General features: G+C 70.1%; 19 protein-coding genes. 7 read left to right on the top strand and 12 right to left on the bottom strand.

Going from position 1 to position 17,109, the window contains the following annotated elements; genetic code table 11:
• Positions 1-30 precede the first annotated feature (30 nt).
• Together ahpF and ahpC are read right to left on the bottom strand one after the other, a co-directional pair.
• Positions 31-1,632 carry an alkyl hydroperoxide reductase subunit F gene (ahpF, locus tag ACEJ41_RS03000; RefSeq protein ID WP_374013319.1) on the bottom strand — a complete coding sequence of 534 codons (1,602 nt, stop codon included), beginning with the start codon at positions 1,630-1,632 and terminating at the stop codon, positions 31-33.
• A gap of 246 nt (positions 1,633-1,878) precedes the next feature.
• Positions 1,879-2,442, bottom strand: coding sequence for an alkyl hydroperoxide reductase subunit C (ahpC, locus tag ACEJ41_RS03005; RefSeq protein WP_374013320.1), 564 nt, complete (start codon positions 2,440-2,442; stop codon positions 1,879-1,881).
• Between the two features lie 226 nt (positions 2,443-2,668).
• On the opposite strand from ahpC, the gene prmC reads away from it, so the two are divergent.
• Positions 2,669-3,532 carry a peptide chain release factor N(5)-glutamine methyltransferase gene (gene prmC / locus ACEJ41_RS03010; RefSeq protein ID WP_374013321.1) on the top strand — a complete coding sequence of 288 codons (864 nt, stop codon included), beginning with the start codon at positions 2,669-2,671 and terminating at the stop codon, positions 3,530-3,532.
• A gap of 31 nt (positions 3,533-3,563) precedes the next feature.
• A complete protein-coding gene (pip, locus tag ACEJ41_RS03015) occupies positions 3,564-4,511 on the top strand; it encodes a prolyl aminopeptidase (RefSeq protein ID WP_374013322.1) in 948 nt (315 codons plus the stop codon).
• Positions 4,512-4,532: 21 nt separating this feature from the next.
• Here the strand turns inward: pip and ACEJ41_RS03020 are convergent, their stop codons facing one another.
• From ACEJ41_RS03020 to ACEJ41_RS03040, 5 genes are all read right to left on the bottom strand, one after another.
• Entirely contained in the window at positions 4,533-5,207 is a 675-nt protein-coding gene (locus ACEJ41_RS03020) for a DUF2242 domain-containing protein (RefSeq protein ID WP_374013323.1), read from the bottom strand.
• Between the two features lie 101 nt (positions 5,208-5,308).
• Positions 5,309-6,106, bottom strand: coding sequence for an N-formylglutamate amidohydrolase (locus tag ACEJ41_RS03025; protein WP_374013324.1), 798 nt, complete (start codon positions 6,104-6,106; stop codon positions 5,309-5,311).
• Positions 6,096-6,659 (bottom strand): NUDIX hydrolase, encoded by a 564-nt coding sequence (locus ACEJ41_RS03030; RefSeq protein WP_374013325.1) that lies wholly within the window; start codon positions 6,657-6,659, stop codon positions 6,096-6,098. The genes ACEJ41_RS03025 and ACEJ41_RS03030 overlap by 11 nt, the downstream gene beginning before the upstream one ends.
• Positions 6,660-6,668: 9 nt before the next feature.
• Positions 6,669-7,622, bottom strand: a complete 954-nt coding sequence (locus tag ACEJ41_RS03035; protein WP_374013326.1) for a 5'-3' exonuclease H3TH domain-containing protein — start codon at positions 7,620-7,622, stop codon at positions 6,669-6,671.
• Positions 7,619-8,194, bottom strand: a complete 576-nt coding sequence (locus ACEJ41_RS03040; RefSeq protein ID WP_374013327.1) for a nitroreductase — start codon at positions 8,192-8,194, stop codon at positions 7,619-7,621. Before ACEJ41_RS03040 ends, ACEJ41_RS03035 begins: the two co-directional genes overlap by 4 nt.
• 237 nt (positions 8,195-8,431) lie before the next feature.
• On the opposite strand from ACEJ41_RS03040, the gene ACEJ41_RS03045 reads away from it, so the two are divergent.
• On the top strand, positions 8,432-10,780 hold the full coding sequence (locus tag ACEJ41_RS03045; RefSeq protein ID WP_374013328.1) for a DUF1631 domain-containing protein: 2,349 nt from the start codon (positions 8,432-8,434) through the stop codon (positions 10,778-10,780).
• Between the two features lie 185 nt (positions 10,781-10,965).
• Positions 10,966-12,084: an NAD(P) transhydrogenase subunit alpha gene (locus ACEJ41_RS03050; protein WP_374013329.1), complete on the top strand. Its 1,119-nt coding sequence runs from the start codon at positions 10,966-10,968 to the stop codon at positions 12,082-12,084.
• 85 nt (positions 12,085-12,169) lie between these two features.
• Here the strand turns inward: ACEJ41_RS03050 and ACEJ41_RS03055 are convergent, their stop codons facing one another.
• The 3 genes from ACEJ41_RS03055 to ACEJ41_RS03065 are packed head-to-tail and all read right to left on the bottom strand — an operon-like array spanning position 12,170 to position 13,509.
• Complete coding sequence (locus tag ACEJ41_RS03055) at positions 12,170-12,595, bottom strand: DUF3106 domain-containing protein (protein WP_374013330.1); 426 nt, start codon at positions 12,593-12,595, stop codon at positions 12,170-12,172.
• A gap of 3 nt (positions 12,596-12,598) precedes the next feature.
• Positions 12,599-12,943 (bottom strand): hypothetical protein, encoded by a 345-nt coding sequence (locus ACEJ41_RS03060; RefSeq protein WP_374013331.1) that lies wholly within the window; start codon positions 12,941-12,943, stop codon positions 12,599-12,601.
• Positions 12,940-13,509, bottom strand: a complete 570-nt coding sequence (locus ACEJ41_RS03065) for an RNA polymerase sigma factor (protein WP_374013332.1) — start codon at positions 13,507-13,509, stop codon at positions 12,940-12,942. The genes ACEJ41_RS03060 and ACEJ41_RS03065 overlap by 4 nt, the downstream gene beginning before the upstream one ends.
• Before the next feature lie 198 nt (positions 13,510-13,707).
• On the opposite strand from ACEJ41_RS03065, the gene ACEJ41_RS03070 reads away from it, so the two are divergent.
• Together ACEJ41_RS03070 and ACEJ41_RS03075 are read left to right on the top strand one after the other, a co-directional pair.
• Complete coding sequence (locus ACEJ41_RS03070) at positions 13,708-14,007, top strand: NAD(P) transhydrogenase subunit alpha (RefSeq protein ID WP_374013333.1); 300 nt, start codon at positions 13,708-13,710, stop codon at positions 14,005-14,007.
• On the top strand, positions 14,004-15,419 hold the full coding sequence (locus ACEJ41_RS03075; RefSeq protein WP_374013334.1) for an NAD(P)(+) transhydrogenase (Re/Si-specific) subunit beta: 1,416 nt from the start codon (positions 14,004-14,006) through the stop codon (positions 15,417-15,419). Before ACEJ41_RS03070 ends, ACEJ41_RS03075 begins: the two co-directional genes overlap by 4 nt.
• 40 nt (positions 15,420-15,459) lie before the next feature.
• Here ACEJ41_RS03075 and ACEJ41_RS03080 read toward each other — a convergent pair whose 3' ends face one another.
• Complete coding sequence (locus ACEJ41_RS03080) at positions 15,460-15,891, bottom strand: hypothetical protein (RefSeq protein ID WP_374013335.1); 432 nt, start codon at positions 15,889-15,891, stop codon at positions 15,460-15,462.
• 113 nt (positions 15,892-16,004) lie between these two features.
• Between ACEJ41_RS03080 and sufT the strand changes: the two genes are divergently transcribed.
• On the top strand, positions 16,005-16,556 hold the full coding sequence (gene sufT, locus ACEJ41_RS03085; protein ID WP_374013336.1) for a putative Fe-S cluster assembly protein SufT: 552 nt from the start codon (positions 16,005-16,007) through the stop codon (positions 16,554-16,556).
• Between the two features lie 24 nt (positions 16,557-16,580).
• Here the strand turns inward: sufT and ACEJ41_RS03090 are convergent, their stop codons facing one another.
• Positions 16,581-17,066, bottom strand: coding sequence for an asparaginase domain-containing protein (locus ACEJ41_RS03090; protein ID WP_374013337.1), 486 nt, complete (start codon positions 17,064-17,066; stop codon positions 16,581-16,583).
• Between the last annotated feature and the right edge of the window lie 43 nt (positions 17,067-17,109).

Genomic DNA, 17,109 nt, shown 5'->3' on the forward strand with positions numbered 1-17,109 from the left:
CCGACTCTACGCCGGTGCGCCCGGCGGTGCTCAGGCCGTCTCGGCGACCGGCTCGGGCGTCGGCGCCGACACCCTGATCAGGTGGTCGAAGGCGGCCAGCGCGGCCTTCGAGCCTTCGCCCATGGCGATCACGATCTGCTTGTACGGCACGGTGGTGCAATCGCCAGCCGCGAACACGCCGCGCACGCTGGTCTGGCCACGCTCGTCGACCAGGATCTCGCCGCGCGGGCTCAACGCGACCGTGCCCTCCAGCCACTCGGTGTTGGGCAGCAGGCCGATCTGCACGAACACGCCCTCCAGCTCCACCCGATGGTTGTCGCCGCCCACGCGGTCCCTGTAGGCCAGGCCGGTGACCCGCTCGCCGTCGCCCAATACCTCGGTGGTCTGGGCGCTGGTGAGGATGCGCACGTTGGGCATGCTGCGCAGCTTGCGCTGCAGGACCTCGTCGGCGCGCAGCTTCGCGTCGAATTCCAGCAGGGTGACGTGGCCGACGATGCCGGCCAGGTCGATGGCCGCCTCCACGCCGGAGTTGCCGCCGCCGATCACCGCCACGCGCTTGCCCTTGAACAGCGGGCCATCGCAGTGCGGGCAGTAGGCCACGCCCTTGTTGCGGTACTGGTCCTCGCCGGGCACGCCCATCTGCCGCCAGCGCGCGCCGGTGGACAGGACCACGGTCTTCGACTTCAGCGATGCGCCGTTGGCCAGCCGGATTTCAATCAAGCCAGCCTCCGCCAGGCCGTCATCGGCCGGCACCAGTGCGGTGGCGCGTTGCAGGTTCATCACGTCCACCTCGTACTCGCGGACATGCTGTTCGAGCTGGGCTGCCAGCTTCGGTCCCTCGGTGTGCGGCACCGAGATGAAGTTCTCGATCGACATGGTATCGAGCACCTGGCCGCCGAAGCGCTCGGCCGCCACGCCGGTGCGGATGCCCTTGCGCGCGGCATACACCGCCGCCGCCGCGCCGGCCGGGCCGCCGCCGACCACCAGCACGTCGAACGGTTCCTTGCGCGCGATCTTCGCCGCCTCGCGCTGCTCGGCGCCGGTGTCGAGCTTGGCGACGATTTCCTCCAGGCCCATGCGGCCGTAGGCGAACAGCTCGCCATTGAGGAACACGGCCGGCACCGACATCACCTGGCGCGCCTCGACCTCCTGCTGGAACAGCGCGCCGTCGATGGCCACGTGTTCGATGCCCGGATTGAGGACGGCCATCAGGTTCAGCGCCTGGACCACGTCCGGACAGTTCTGGCAGGACAGCGAGAAGTAGGTTTCGAAACGGAACCTGCCGTCCAGCGCCTTCACCTGTTCGATCACGTCGGCCGCGGCCTTGGACGGGTGCCCGCCGACCTGCAGCAGGGCCAGCACCAGTGAGGTGAACTCGTGGCCCAGCGGCAACCCGGCAAAGCGCAGGCTGATCTGCTGGCCGGGGCTGGTGACGGCGAACGAGGGCTTGCGCTGGTCGTCGTCGCGGCTCACCTGCAGGGTGATCCTGTCGGACAGCGCCTCGATGTCCTGCAGCATGCCGAGCATCTCGCCCGACGCCTCGCTGTCGTCGAGCGAGGCGACCAGGTGCACCGGGCGGGTCAGGCGCTCCAGGTAGGCCTGCAACTGGGTCTTGAGGTTGGCGTCCAACATGGCGGGAGGCTCCGTGAAGGGGTGTCGGGTGTGCGCGTCGTTATCCGCCGGTGCGGGAACGCGGGGCGTGCGGGCGTCCGGCAAGCCGGTGCCGTCGCGGCCTGCGGGGGACGCGTCATGCAGGGGAGTGGATGCAAGCCGACGTGGCCTGGCGCTGGCGGCGCTGGACGAGGGCTTGCATCCACTCCCGTCCGTGGGGACGGGAGCGGAGGTCCTTCCCGCGCTGCGGGAAGGACGCTGCGGCGATCAGATCTTGCCGACCAGGTCCAGCGAAGGAGCGATGGACTTGGCGCCCTCCTTCCACTTGGCCGGGCACACCTGGCCGGGGTTGGCGGCCACGAACTGGGCGGCCTTGAGCTTGCGCAAGGTCTCGCTGACATCGCGCGCGATCGCGTTGTCGTGGACTTCCAGGGTCTTGATCACGCCTTCCGGGTTGATGATGAAGGTGCCGCGCAGGGCCAGGCCTTCCTCGTCGATGTGCACGCCGAAGGCACGGGTGAGCTGATGGGTGGGGTCGCCGACCAGCGGGAACTTCGCCTTGCCGACGGCCGGCGAGGTCTCGTGCCACACCTTGTGCGAGAAGTGGGTGTCGGTGGTGACGATGTAGACCTCGGCACCGGCCTTCTGGAACTCGGCGTAGTTCTCGGCGGCGTCTTCGACTTCGGTCGGGCAGTTGAAGGTGAAGGCGGCCGGCATGAAGATCAGGACCGACCACTTGCCCTTCAGGTCCGCATCGGAAACCTCGATGAACTCGCCGTTGTGGAATGCGCTGGCCTTGAAGGGCTGGACCGTGGTGTTGATCAGGGACATCAATGGATCCTCAGGTGGTTGGTGAAAGGGGCGGGGAGGGAGCGGACGTCATACTAGGAAGTGGCAATAGATAAGGCAAATCGATTAGTGGTATTGGATAGATAGGCATTGACTATCAATATTCAAGGGCCGGCCTTGTGCCGAGGCGCCGCCAGGCAGCCGCGGGCGGATGGGTTGGCGGGCCGGGGCATTGGCAGGCAGCCGCCGGTGGTCCATCGTCTTGCCGATGGACCAGACCTCACTCTACTCCCGGCGTGTGGACGCGCTGTTGCGGCAGGCATGCACCGGGATCGCGCGTGCCGATGCCGAATCCCTGTTCGCGCACGCACTGGGCAAGGACCGCGCCTGGCTGTTCGCCCATGCTACCGACACGCTGACCGATGCCCAGGCCGCTGACGTCCAGGCGCTGGTGGCCCGGCGCGCGGCCGGCGAACCGGTGGCCTACCTGATCGGGCGTCGCGGCTTCTGGACCCTGGACCTGGAGGTCTGTGCAGATACGCTGATCCCGCGGCCGGAAACCGAACTGCTGGTGGAGCTGGCGCTGGAACGGCTGGACCCCGAGGCACCGGCGCGGGTGGCCGACCTGGGCACCGGCAGCGGTGCGGTCGCCCTGGCCATTGCCAGCGAGCGGCCGATGGCGGCGGTGGTGGCCACCGACGCCAGCCCCGCGGCGCTGGCAGTGGCACAGCGCAATGCACAGGCCCACGGCCTGGGCAACGTATGGCTCCGGCGCGGCGACTGGTGCCAGGCGCTGGGTGGCGAACGCTTCGATCTGGTCGCCAGCAATCCCCCGTACATCGCCCAGGACGACCCGCACCTGGTGCAGGGAGACCTGCGTTACGAGCCGGCCACCGCGCTCGCCTCGGGCAGCGACGGCCTGGAGGCGATCCGCGCCATTGCCGCGGCGGCGCCGGCGCACCTGGTGCCCGGGGGCTGGCTGCTGCTGGAGCATGGTCTTGACCAGGGCGTCGCGGTGCGCGCCCTGCTGCAGGAAGCCGGCCTGGCCGATGTGCGCACCGTGCGCGACCTGGAGCAGCGCGACCGCGTCACCCTCGGCCGCCTCGACCGTGCGGCCACCGGTGCACGCTAGAATCGCCCATCCCTTCCGCAGCGAGGCCGGCATGCGCACGCTCTACCCGGACATCGCGCCGTTCGATACCGGCATGCTCCCGGTCGATGGCCGCCACCGCCTGTACTACGAGCAGTGCGGCAACCCGCGCGGCAAGCCGGTGGTCCTGCTGCACGGCGGGCCCGGCGGCGGCTGCAATACCAAAATGCGCTGCTTCCACGACCCGGCGCGCTACCGCATCGTGCTGTTCGACCAGCGTGGCGCCGGCCGCTCCACCCCGCACGCGGACCTGGTCGACAACACCACCTGGCACTTGGTGGACGACATCGAGGCGTTGCGCACGCACCTTGGCATCGAGCGCTGGCAGGTGTTTGGCGGAAGCTGGGGCTCCACCCTGGCACTGGCCTATGCCCAGGCGCACCCGCAGCGGGTGACCGAACTGGTGCTGCGCGGCATCTTCCTGCTGCGTCGCTGGGAACTGGAATGGTTCTACCAGGAAGGCACCAGCCACCTGTTCCCCGACGCGTGGGAACGCTACGTGGCCGCCATTCCCGAGGACGAGCGCCACGACCTGATGGCGGCCTACCACCGCCGCCTGACCAGCGCGGACGAAGCCACCCGGCTGGCAGCAGCGCGTGCCTGGAGCACGTGGGAGGGCGCGACCAGTTTCCTGCGCGGGAACCCGGAGTTCGTCGCCAGCCATGAGGACGCGCACTTCGCCCTGGCCTTTGCCCGGATCGAGAACCACTACTTCGTCAACCGCGGCTTCTTCCAGTCGGAGGACCAGCTGCTGCGCGACGCGCACCGGATTGCCGACATCCCCGGGGTGATCGTGCATGGCCGCTACGACGTGATCTGTCCCTTGCGCAATGCCTGGGAGCTGCACCGCGCCTGGCCCATGGCGCGCCTGGAAATCACCCCGGTGTCGGGCCATTCCGCGTTCGAGCCCGGCAACGCCGATGCGCTGGTGCGCGCGACCGACGCGTTCGCCGCCGGCTGACCGTCCCCGGCCCGCGCGCCGCTATTGCACGGGGGCGAACGGGGGTGCCGGCAGGTCCGTTGCCGCCGGCTGCTCCGGCACCGGCTCGGCTGCAGACGGCTGCGGATACTGCTCGATGGGAAACAGGGTCGGCTGCGCGCGCGGCGCCGGCCGGGCCGCACGCTCGACCTGGTCGGGCAGGAAGCGCTGCAGCACCGCGTAGAAGCGGTGGTAGAAATCCGGATCCTGCAGGGTTTCGCTGGCGACCTTGACCAGCGAGTCCTCGGTCGAGCCGATCGGCAGCGACACCGAGCCCAGTGCACTTACGCCCAGGCTGGCGCTGGTGTTGCTCTTGCGCAGCACGTAGCGGTCCTGGACCGCATTGACGAACACCACGGTCTGGTGCTCGCCGCGGGTCTGCGGCATGCAGACCGTGCGGAACTCCACCTGCTCGTGGCTTTCGTCCTTCTGGAAATACTTGCGTGCCTCGACGATGTCGGGCTCGGCGCGAGCGACCACGAAGCCCTGGCTGAGCAGGGCGCGGCGCGCGGCCTCGCAGGCCTGGGCCGGGGAATGGTCGAAGCTGCGCGAATAGGTGTTGGACGAGTCGAACGCCTCGAACGCGGATCGCTCGGGCATGGAGCGGGTCATCATGCAGCCGCCCAGGGCCAGGGCGAGCAGCGGGAACATCAGGGTCGGGCGGCGGGGGCCGGGCATCGTGCACGAAATCGGCAAAAGGGAGCCGGCCGAGTATGCCGGATCGTGGCCGCGCTGCCGAGCCGGCGGCACCCGGCCCGGTGCTGCCGCCATGCCTGTGTTCAGCCGTGCAGGAAGGCCGGGGCGACCACGTCGAACAGCCGTGCCAGGCGCCGCGCCCAGGCCTGCTGGCCGGCTGCGTCGGCGATCAGGTCCTGGCGGATCTCCAGTTCCACGTGCGCCAGGCCGCGTGCCTCCCCGTGCACGGGGATCGCGTAGTCGCTGGCATCGCTCACCGCGTAGGGCTGGTTGTCGCCCACCACCAGGTCGCCTTCGGCCTGCAACGCATCGCGCAGGGCATGGGCCAGGCGCGGATCGCGGTGATAGAGCACGCCGCAGTGCCAGGGCCGGTCGATGCCGCCCATCGACGGGGTGAAGCTGTGCAGGGTGGCCAGCAGGGTCGGCCGTCGCTGCGCTGCGCGCGCATCGAGTTCCCGCCGGATGCGGTCGTGGTAGGGCGCGAAGATCGCCTGGATGCGCGCCTGGCGCTGCGCACCGTCCAGCGCGGCATTGGCCGGCACGGCGGTACCGTCGCTGGCCGCCGCGATCAGGGTGGGCGCATCCAGCGGCCGGTTGCAGTCGATCACCAGCCGCGAGAAGTTCTGCAGCACGGTCCAGGCATCCAGTTGCGGTGCCAGTTGCCGGGCCACGCCGCCGATGCCGATGTCCCAGCCGATATGGCGATCGATCTCGCCCGGTGGCAGGCCAAGGTCGCCAAGCGCGCGCGGCACCGTGCGCTCGGCATGGTCCACCACCAGCAGCCACGGCGAACCGCCGTGCGGCTGCAGCACTTCGAACGGCGGCGGGTCACCGGGGCCCAACAGCGCGGGCACGGCCGCGTGGGCGGTATCAGGGCTCACGCGGGCTGCCGTCGAGGTTGTGGTCGATCATCCACAGGCCGGCCCACAGTTTGGCGTCCAGCTCGTAGCCCTGGGCCATCCGCTCGGCCAGCCAGGCCGCTGCGCCGGTGCGCGGCACTTCGTGCACGGTGATGTCCTCGCCGGGGTCGCCGCCGCCGGCACCGACCTTGCGCAGTGCGCTGGCGCGCACGAAGGCGATCTTCTCGCTGCTGGCGCCGGAGGACGTGGGTCCGATCATCAGCACCTGCGCATGCGCGGCGGTCCAGCCGGTCTCTTCTTCCAGTTCGCGGATCGCCGATTGCTCGATCGACTCCCCGGCGTCCACGTCGCCGACCAGGCCGGCGGGCATCTCGATCGTGCGCGCCTGCAGCGGAATCCGGAACTGCTCCACGAACAGCACCCGGTCATCCGGCGTGACTGCGATGATGATCGCCGCCAGGCCGCCCGGATGGGTGCGCTCGGAGTATTCCCAGTGGCCGCGCACCACCATGCGCTGGTAGCGGCCTTCGTAAACGACGCGGGGTGGTTCGCTGGCGCGGGAGGGAGGCTTCATGGCGCCATGCTAAGCCGGAAGCGAGGAGGGCTGCGCGTCGTGGTCGGCCTCCAGGCCGGCGGCTGCGCGCAGCCGGCGCCGGGTCAGGGGGCCGAAGCGCAGTGCCTGGGCCAGCGCGTCGAGCATTTCCGCATCGGGCTCGGTGCGCAGGGCCGCCGGACCCTCGTAGGCCAGCGGCGCGTCGCAGGCGATGGTGGTCAATTGCCGCCACAGCAGCGCAAGCTCACGCTGTTCGCGCAACCGCACGGCCACCTGGGCCGCACCGCGCAGGCGCAGGAACGCGACCTCGTCCACCCGCTGCAGCAGCGCGTCCAGGGTGCCGAAATGGGCCAGCAGCACCGCCGCGGTCTTGGCGCCCACCCCGCCCACGCCGGGGATGTTGTCCACCGCATCGCCGGTCAGGGCCAGGTAGTCGGCGATCTGGTGCGCATGCACGCCATGCCGGGCCTTGACCCCGGCCGCGCTCCAGCGCAGGCCGCGGGCGTAGTCCCACTGTTCGTCCTGCCCGACCAGCAGTTGCGACAGGTCCTTGTCGGCCGAAACGATCACCCCGCGGTAGCCGGCCGGGCGCGCGCGCTGCAGGGCGCTGCCGATCAGGTCGTCGGCTTCGTACTCGCGGTCGGCCAGCACGGTCAGGCCCAGCGCCGTGCACAGCGCCTTGCAGTGGGCGAACTGGCGCCGCAACGCTTCCGGCGCCGGCTCGCGGTTGGCCTTGTAGGCCGGGTAGATGCGGTGGCGGAAGCAGCTGTCCAGCGCCTCGTCGAAGGCAATGGCGATGTGTGCAGGGCGCTCGCGCTCAAGCAGGTCGAGCAGGAACCGCGCAAAGCCATGCACGGCATTGGTCGGCCAGCCGTGGGTATCGTGGAACTCGTCGGGCAGCGCGTGCCAGGCGCGGAACACGTACAGGCTGGCGTCCACCAGGTGCAGTGCCGGGCGCGCACCGGCCGCGCCCGCGTCGGTCATGGCGCCCAGTCCTGGAGCAAGGCCTGCGGATCCGGACGCTCGCGTTCCGGCGCAGGGCGCTGGGCGGTGCCGATATGGACGAAGCCGACGATGCGTTCGTGCCCGTCCAGCCCCAGCATGCGCGCCACCTCCTGGTCGTAGGCCATCCACGCGGTCAGCCACTGTGCGCCGAAGCCCAGCGCCTGCGCCGCCTGCAGCAGCGCAAAGCACACGCAGCCGGCGGTGAGCAGTTGCTCCTGCTCGGGCACCTTGTGCCCCGGCTGCAGCCGCGCGATCACCGCGATCGCTACAGGTGCATGGGCAAAGCGCTGGCGTTCCTTGTCCAGCAGCGCCCTGGATGCCTCGGGCTGGAGCTGGGCGGTGCGTGCGGCGAGGAATTCACCCAGGGCGTGGCGCGCAGCGCCCTGGATGCGCAGGAACCGGAACGGCACCAGGCGGCCATGGTCGGGCACGCGCACGGCCGAGGCCAGCATGCGCAGCAAGGTGGCATCATCCGGGCCCGGCTCGGCAAGGAGGACGGAAGGCACCGAGCGGCGCTGGTCCAGAGCCTGCAGTGAAGAAGGGGTGTGCATGATCCGGGAAAGCTCAAGTCAGGGGCGAATGCGCCGATAGGCCGGAGTATAGGCGCCCGTTTCCGGGCAGGCCGCGGGCGCGGGGCATGAACCGGGCCCGACCGCACGACCTCCATTCACTGGAACTGCCCACTGCATCACGGTCCCCCGCCCGGGGAGCACGTACAGTGCAGGTGCGGAAATGGGGGTCCGTGTCACTGTCCGTCACCGTATCGCCCGAGCGGGAGCCAGGCGCGCATGAGCCCAGAACAAGCCGATCCCAGTTCTTCCAGCCGCGACGCCGTGCTGCTGGCCCAGGCGCGTGATGCCTTCCTTCCCGCGCTGTGTGACGCGTTTGCCACGTCCGTTGCGCGCTATGACGATGCCCTGTTCGACCGCGCCGAGCACGCTGGCCATTCGCAGCTGCTGTTCCTGGACGGCATGCGCGAGTTGCGTCGCCATCGCGACGAGATCGCCGCCCGGTTCCGTACCCAGCTCGGCCTGGCCTGGCAATCGCTGGAGCTGGGGGCGCCGGTGTCGGCCGAAGCTGTGTTTTCGGGCCAGGAGGAGACCGGGCTGAGCCTGGTGCCCGAGCATGAACTCGAATCGCGCCTGGCGGCGCGCCACCTGGCCGGCGCGCTGATGCGCGGCTGCAAGCCGGTGCTGGCGCGGCTGGACCGTCGCCTGGGCTGGATCGGCGGCGGCCTGGAACTGGACGAGGACAGCAACCCCATCGGGCCCGAGCACATCGGCGTGGCCGTGCACGAAGCCTTCGCCAACTGCGAGCTGGCCCCGGAAGTGCGCCTGGTGCTGATCAAGTTGTGCGAACGCGACCTGGCGCCGGTAGCCGCCAAGCTGTACGAGATGCTGGACCAGCGCCTGGTCCAGGCCGGCGTGCTGCCGGGTGGCCCGGTGCGAAGCCGGGCACCCTCGCGCCCGACGCCCTCGCGCAGTGCCGAACCGCTGTTCGAGCAGGTGGCCGAAGAGCCGCACGGCGGCTGGGGCGAATCCCAGGCGGACGACCATTCGCCGGCCTGGGCCGCGCGCTTCATGCAGCGCTGGAGCCAGACCCGCGGCGTGATGCAGGGTGGCTTCGACCCGACGCAGGGCCAGGAGGGTGCAGGCGGTGACAGCGCGCCCGGCATGCTGCTGGACGCGCTGCACCAGTTGCTGGAGCACAGCCGCCAGATGCGTGGCGGCGCCGAGCAGGCCGCCGACGACATCCACGCCGCGCAGGCGCATCAGCGCCCGCTCAGCCAGCGCGAGATGCTCTCGGTGCTGTCGTTGTTGCAGGCCACGCCCACCGCGACCCTGCGTGCGGCCATCGGCGACGAGCGCGAGTCGTTGTCGCAGCGGCTCAAGAGCGAGGTGCTGACCAATGCCAGCCAGCTGGGGATGGATCCGTCCAGTGCCCGCCTGGACCCGAAGGACGAGGATGCGATCGACCTGGTCGGCATGCTGTTCGACGTGATGCTGGACGAGCGCGACCTGGCCGGACGCCCGCGCGAGCTGATCGGCCGCCTGGTCGTGCCGTTCGTGAAGGTGGCGCTGCTGGACCGGCGCATGTTCGTGCAGAAGACCCACCCGGCGCGGCGCCTGCTCAACGCGCTGGCCGAGGCCTGCGAGGGCAACCAGGGCGAGAGCGCGGCCGAGCGCACGCTGCTGGCCAAGGTTGAGGAAATCATCGAGCGGCTGGTGGCCGAGTTCAACGAGAACCTCGCCATCTTCATGACCCTGGAGGAGGAGTTTCGCGATTTCCTCAACCAGCATCATCGCCGGGTGGAGATCACCGAGCGCCGCACCGCGGAGATCCAGCGCGGCCAGGAGCGGCTGGAGCTTGCGCGGGCACGCGCGCAGTCCGAGCTGGCCATGCGCACCGAGGACATGCAGTTGCCACAGGCGGTGGGCGATTTCCTGCGCAGCCCCTGGCAGCACCACGTCACCCTGGCGCTGCTGCGCGACGGCGAGGATGGCGAGGTGTTCGTCGAGGCCATGGCACTGGCCGATGGCCTGCTGGACGAAGTGGCCGAGGCCCAGCGCCACATCGTCGGCAAGCCGTGGCTGCAAGCCTGGCAGCCGGGCCTGCGCAAGGTGTTCGCCAGCATCGGCCTGCATGGCGATGCGGCCGACGTGGCCATCAGCGCACTGCACGACACCCTGCAGGCGGTGGCCGATGCGCGCCCGGAACTGGAGAAGCCGCTGCCGGAACTTCCGGAACTGGCCCTGCCGCAGCCGGCCGCGGTCGAGCAGCAGAGTGCGATCGAACTGGTGGCCGGCACCGACACCCTGGATTTCGACCACGCCGACGCCGACCACATCCGCAAGCTTGCGATCGGCACCTGGCTGGACTTCATCGACAAGGACGGCCGGGTGCAGGCGGGCAAGCTGTCGTGGGTGAGCCCGATCTCCTCGCGCCTGCTGTTCGTCAACCGCCGTGGCGTGCGCTTCTGCGTGGCCTCGCCCGAGGAGCTGGCGGTGATGGTGCGGCTGGGCCGCCTGCGCATGCACGTTGCCGACGACGGGGCCTTCGACAGCGCCATGCAGGGCGTGATCGAACGCCTGGACACCTCGGTGTCGCAACAGCAGCAGTCGGTGACCTTGCACTGAACCCTGGCGGCAGTGCGTCCCGCGCCCGCGCCTGACGGTGTGGCGTGTGGCGTGTGGCGGTGCCGGCCTGTGTCGCCAATGGCGCGGGACATTGCGGCGGAACGGATGAAACCATCGGCTGGCGCCGACCTCGCACCTGCATTTTGCTAGCATCGCCGCTCCACCTGGAGCGTGACGAGGGATGCATGGCGGTCGAAGTGCTGGTGCTGAAGGAATCCGCGGCCGGGGAACGGCGCGTGGCGGCCACGCCGGAGACGGTGAAGAAACTGCTGGCCGCCGGTGCGCAGGTCCGGGTGGAACCCGGTGCCGGGCTGGGTGCGGGGATCACCGACCAGGCCTACCAGGACGCCGGCGCGCAGCTGGCCGGGGCCGATGCGCGGGCCCAGGCCGAGTTGGTGCTGTGCGTGCAGTCGCCGCCGGTCGAGACCATTGCCGGGCTCAGGCAGGGCGCCACCCTGGTCGGCCAGTTGCAGCCGCAGGCCGACGAAGCACGCGCCCAGGCGCTGCAGGCGCGCGGGCTGCGCGTTTTTCCGCTGGAGCGGCTGCCGCGCACCACCCGCGCACAGGCGATGGACGTGCTCAGTTCGCAGGCCGGCATGGCCGGCTACAAGGCCGTGCTGATCGCCGCCCAGCTTGCACCGCGCTTCTTCCCGATGCTGACCACCGCCGCCGGTACCATCCGCCCGTCCAAGGTGCTGGTGGTGGGCGCCGGCGTGGCCGGCCTGCAGGCCATCGCCACCGCGCGCCGCCTGGGTGCGCAGGTGGAGGGCTTCGACGTGCGCCCGGAGACCCGCGAGCAGATCGAATCGCTGGGCGGCAAGTTCCTCGACCTCGGCGTGAGCGCCGCCGGCGAGGGCGGTTATGCGCGCCAGCTCACCGACGAGGAGCGCGCCGAACAGCAGCGCCGCCTTGCCGACCACCTGCGCGGCGTGGACGTGATCGTCTGCACTGCCGCCGTACCCGGGCGCCCGGCACCGAAGATCATCGGTGCCTCGATGGTGGCCGGGATGAAGCCGGGCAGCGTGATCGTCGACCTGGCCGCCGAGACCGGCGGCAATTGCGAGCTGACCGTGCCGGGGCAGACGGTGGAACAGCACGGCGTGGCCATCGCCGGTCCGCTCAACCTGGCCAGCATGGGCGCGGTGCATGCGAGCGAGATGTTCGCGCGCAACGTCTACAACTTCGTGGTCCTGTTCCTGAAGGACGGCGCGCTGGCGTTCGACTGGGACGACGAACTGTTGGCCAGGACCGTGTGGCCGGAGGCGCCGGTGGCGGCCACGGACGCGGTGGCCGGGGCGGCCTGAGCAGGGGCGGCCTGAGCAGGGCACTTCACCTGCAATGACCTGTCGACGGGCCCTGAGGGGCCCGTCCTGGTTTCAGGCTTTGGGTCTAGGGGTGATCGGGTGCCGGGTGCGCACGCAGCCACTCGCCGCGTTCGGCCGGGCTCATCTGTTTCCAGCGCTGCATGAACTGGCGACGCTGTTCCGGAGCCATGTCGCGGGTCTGGTGGAAGATCGCGCGCGCGCGCTGGCGCTGTTCCGGACTCATCTGCTCGAAGCGGCGCACGCCACGGCGCGCGCGTTCGCGCTGGTCCGGCGGCAGGTCGCGCCAACGGCGGGCATGTTCGAGCAGGCGCGCACGATCGTCCGGCGAGGCGTTCCAGCGCTCGCGCAACGGCGCCACCAGCAGTTCGCGTTGTTCGGCACTGAGCTGTTCCCAAGCCGGCAGGGCGGCATCGGCCGCCGCCGGCGAGGCCGGGGCGATGGCCGGCAAGGCCAGCGCGAACATGCACACGACAAGGCGCAAGGCGTTCATGTCTTACTCCAAGGCCAGAAGGGGGGCATCGGCCGACGCCAGCCACAGGTAGAAGCCAGGGTCTTCCTGCAACGGGGCGGCCACTTCGGTGGTGGCCAGCGCGGCGGCGGGTGCGGTGCCCGGCGGTGCCGGCTGGGGCCACAGCACGATGGCCAGCACCAGCGCTGCAGCCAGGGCACCGCCGCCGGCCAGCCACGCCGGCAGCCGCGGTGCTGCATGTACCGGGGCGCTTGCCGCCGCATGCCGGGCCTGGCGCAGTCGTGCCAGCACCGGGGCCGAGACGTTGGCCAGCGCGCTGGCGTGCAAGGCCTTGGCGTGCAGGTCGAGGGGATCGGGTGCGGTCGTCATCGGACGTCCTCCATTCGCGTTTGCAGGGCCTGGCGCGCACGCGACAGGTGGGTTTTGACCGAGCCTTCCGAGCAGCCCATGGCGCGGGCGGTGGTAGCCACGTCCAGTTCCTCCAGCACGCGCAGGGTGAACGCTTCGCGCTGGCGCGCCGGCAACCCGCGCAGGGCCTGGACCAGGTGCTCGTATACCTCCCGCTGCGTGTGCGCCTGCGCCGGGCCGGCGGCGGGATCGGCCCAGTCGATGCTGGCGTCCTGGCCGTGCGCGCCGTCACCGGCCGGCAGCAGCCAGCCCAGCCGGAACCTGGAGCGGCGCTGCAGGTCGATGATCCGCCGGCGCAGGATGCTCCAGAACAGCGGCGTCCATTCGCTGGCCGGGCGCTCGCGGTAGGCCAGCATCTTCATCATCGCGTCCTGCACCGCGTCCAGCGCATCCTCGCGCTGGCGCAGGCCGGCTTCAGCGAAGCGGAACGCGCGCGGTCCGACCTGCGCCAGGAATGCATCCAGCGACGCCCAGGCGGGCGTGGGCGGGGCTTCCCATGTGGGGTCGAGCGATGTGGTCACCAGCACAGCTTAGCCTCATCGGTGGCGCCGCCACGGGCGGAACCGGCATGCCTGGGGCATGCCGGGCGCAGCGGTTGCAACGGAAATTTCCGTGGCCGCCTTGAACAGGTAAACGCACGCGCGGCGATGCCGTTGACCGGGCAGGATTCGGTTAATGCTGCGTTATCATCCTGCCGGGCGCCGTGCCCGGGGAGCGATGCGGTAATGAATGACGGTCTGGTAGCGCTGTACATCTTCATGCTCGCGGCGATCGCGGGCCACGTGATCATCTCGCGGGTACCGGTGATCCTGCATACACCGCTGATGTCCGGGTCCAACTTCATCCACGGCATCGTCCTGATCGGCGCAATGGTGGTGCTGGGCCACGCCGACACCACGCTGGAAAAGGCGATCGGCTTCGTCGCGGTGGTGCTGGGGGCGGGTAATGCCGCCGGCGGCTATGTGGTGACCGAGCGCATGCTGGACATGTTCAAGTCGTCCAAGAAGCCGGAGAACAAGGCATGACCGGCATGGACCTGCGCACCTGGCTGGTGGCGGTGAGCTACCTGGTTGCCGCGACCCTGTTCCTGCTCGGGCTGCAGCGCATGGCCTCGCCGGCCACCGCGCGCAGCGGCATCCGCTGGGCGGGCATGGGCATGGTGATCGCCACGGCGGTCACCTTCCTGCTGCCGGACCTGCACAACCTGCCGCTGATCGTCACCGCGCTGGTACTGGGTACGGTGGTGGCGTGGATTTCCGGCAAGAAGGTGGCGATCACCGACATGCCGCAGATGGTGGCGCTGTACAACGGCATGGGCGGCGGTTCGGCCGCCGCGATCGGCGCGGTGGAACTGCTGCGCTATTCGGACCGGGTGGCGCTGGCCGGCCCGGCCGCCGGCCCCGGCCCGGTGGTGCTGACCCTGGCCGTGCTCGGTTCGGCGATCGGCGCGGTGTCGCTGTCCGGCTCGATCATCGCCTGGGCCAAGCTCGATGGCCGCCTGGACAAGCGCATGGCCTTCCCGGGCCAGCAGGTGTTCAACCTGCTGGTGGCGGTGGCCATGGTCGTGCTGGGCGTGTGGGCCGGGGTCACCCTGGATACCACCGCGATCATCGCGTTCTTCGTCGTCGCCCTGCTGCTGGGCGTGCTGATGACCCTGCCCATCGGCGGCGCCGACATGCCGGTGGTGATTTCGCTGTACAACGCCTTCACCGGCCTTGCGGTCGCGTTCGAGGGCTATGTGCTGGGCAACGAGGCGCTGATCATCGCCGGCATGATGGTCGGCGCGGCCGGCATGCTGCTGACCCGGCTGATGGCCAAGGCGATGAACCGGCCGATTTCCGGCGTGCTGTTCGGCAGTTTCGGCGGCGGTGGCCAGGCCCAGGAAATCACCGGCGCGCAGAAGCCGATCGAGGCCGGCGACGTGGCCGCGATGATGGCCTACGCCGAGCGCGTGGTGATCGTGCCGGGCTACGGCCTGGCGGTGGCCCAGGCCCAGCACAAGATCTGGGAGCTGGCGCAACGGCTGATCGACCGCGGGGTCAAGGTGAAGTTCGCCATCCACCCGGTCGCCGGGCGCATGCCCGGGCACATGAACGTGCTGCTGGCCGAGGCCGGCGTGCCCTACGACCTGATCGCCGACATGGACGACATCAACCCCGAGTTCCCGAACACCGACGTGTCGCTTGTGATCGGCGCCAACGACGTGGTCAACCCGGTGGCCAAGACCGACCCGGCCAGCCCGATCTACGGCATGCCGATCCTGGACGTGGTCGAATCCAGGAACGCCATCGTGATCAAGCGCGGCAAGGGCACCGGTTTTGCCGGCATCGAGAACGCGCTGTTCTATGCCGACAACACCCGCATGCTGTACGGCGACGGTGCCGAGATGGCCAGTGCGCTGGTCAGCGAGCTCAAGGCGCTGGACGGCGGGCACTGAAGACCTCGCCGGCCGGAGCCTCGCCGCTCCGGCCGGCCTGCTATCGCGCCATCCGCAGCGCCAGCAGTGGTGCCAGCGCCAGGCACAGCAGGTCCAGGCGGGTATTGGCCAGCAGGCTCAGGGTGCAGACGTAGGACGCACCCATCTTCGGTGCGGCCAGCCACGCCGGCAGGCCCATCTGGCCGCCGATGTGGCCGGCGGCGATCAGCCATTGCGCGGTGCCCGACACGGCCAGCGCCGTGGTTGCGGCCAGCAGGCGCCGTGGCCAGCCGCCGGGCATGCCGCCCACGCGCAGCAGCCAGGCCGCCTGCAGCGCGGCCGCCAGCGCGATCCAGCCGTGCTGGCGACCCGTGCCCAGCGCCAGCGTGGCCCATGCGACCACCGCGGTCGCCGCGCCGATCAGCAGCAGCGGGGGCCAGAGCCAATGCGAGGTGCGGGACGGCGCAGGATGAGCTGGCTTGACGGAGGTCATGGCGGGGCCGATGTGGATCGCCAAGGATACGCGGTGCCGGCATCGGCTAGAATCCACGTATTCCCTGGAGCCGAGCGCTTGCGCCTGCGCCCCTTCGGCCCCATATCCAGACCATGTATTCCCGCAGCAGCGAACCCGTCCGATTCGAGCGCGATTGCGCCGCCGTCATGGTGCCGCAGGGCGAAGCCGTGACCCTGCCTGCAGGCAGCGTCGGCTACATCACCCAGGGCCTGGGTGGCAGCTACACCGTGTTCGTAGAAGGCAACCTGTTCCGCATCGCGGGCAAGGATGCCGATGCCATCGGCAAGGAACCCGAACAGGAACTGGAACTGCCGGTCGGCGCCGGTGACGACGAGGTCGAGGCGATGGTCTGGCGGCAGTTGCGCACCTGCTTCGACCCGGAGATCCCGTTCAACATCGTCGACCTGGGCCTGGTGTACGAAGCCAACCTGAAGTCGCGCGAGGACGGCCAGCGCATGGTCGAAGTGCGGATGACCCTCACCGCGCCCGGCTGCGGCATGGGCGAGATCCTGGTGGACGACGTGCGCAGCAAGCTGGTGCAGATCCCCACCATCGCCGACGCAGATGTCGAGCTGGTGTTCGACCCGCCCTGGGGCCGGCACATGATGTCCGAGGCCGCGCGGCTGGAAACCGGGATGTTCTGACCCGGCGCCGGCCCGCGTGCCGGCTCAGCAGGCTTCGAAGCGGTTGGCATCCACGTTCTTGCGCACCGCGTCCGGGTGCCAGATGCGGCCGTTCATGGCGATGTACACCCCGGGCGCCAGGGTCTGCACCGCGCCGACCGCGCAGCCGATGTTGAATTCCGCGTCCGAGCCCCGGAAGCGTGCCGGGTTCAGCGCGCCGGTCATGACGATGGTGCGGTCCGGGATCGCCTGCAGCACCTGCGCGGTGGCGACCATCGAGTCGGTCCCGTGGGTGACCAGCACGTGGCGTGCGGACCGGGCCGCGATGGTGTCGCGGACCAGTTCGCGGTCCTCCCCGGTGATGTGCAGCGAGTCCTTGCGCAGGATCGGGATCACCTCGAAGCGGAACGCCACCCCGAGTTCCTCCAGGATGCGTCCGATCTGCGGCGCGCCGACCTGGAAGTCGGACTTGTCGTCGAAATAGACCTTGTCGATGGTGCCACCGGTGGTGACGACCAGAAGCTCGTCCATGTGAGGGCTCCTGTACGGCGCGCATGGCGGGTTGGGCGAGGCG

Origin of the sequence: Pseudoxanthomonas koreensis (assembly GCF_041890415.1) — a bacterium.
Lineage (GTDB): Bacteria > Pseudomonadota > Gammaproteobacteria > Xanthomonadales > Xanthomonadaceae > Pseudoxanthomonas > Pseudoxanthomonas koreensis_A.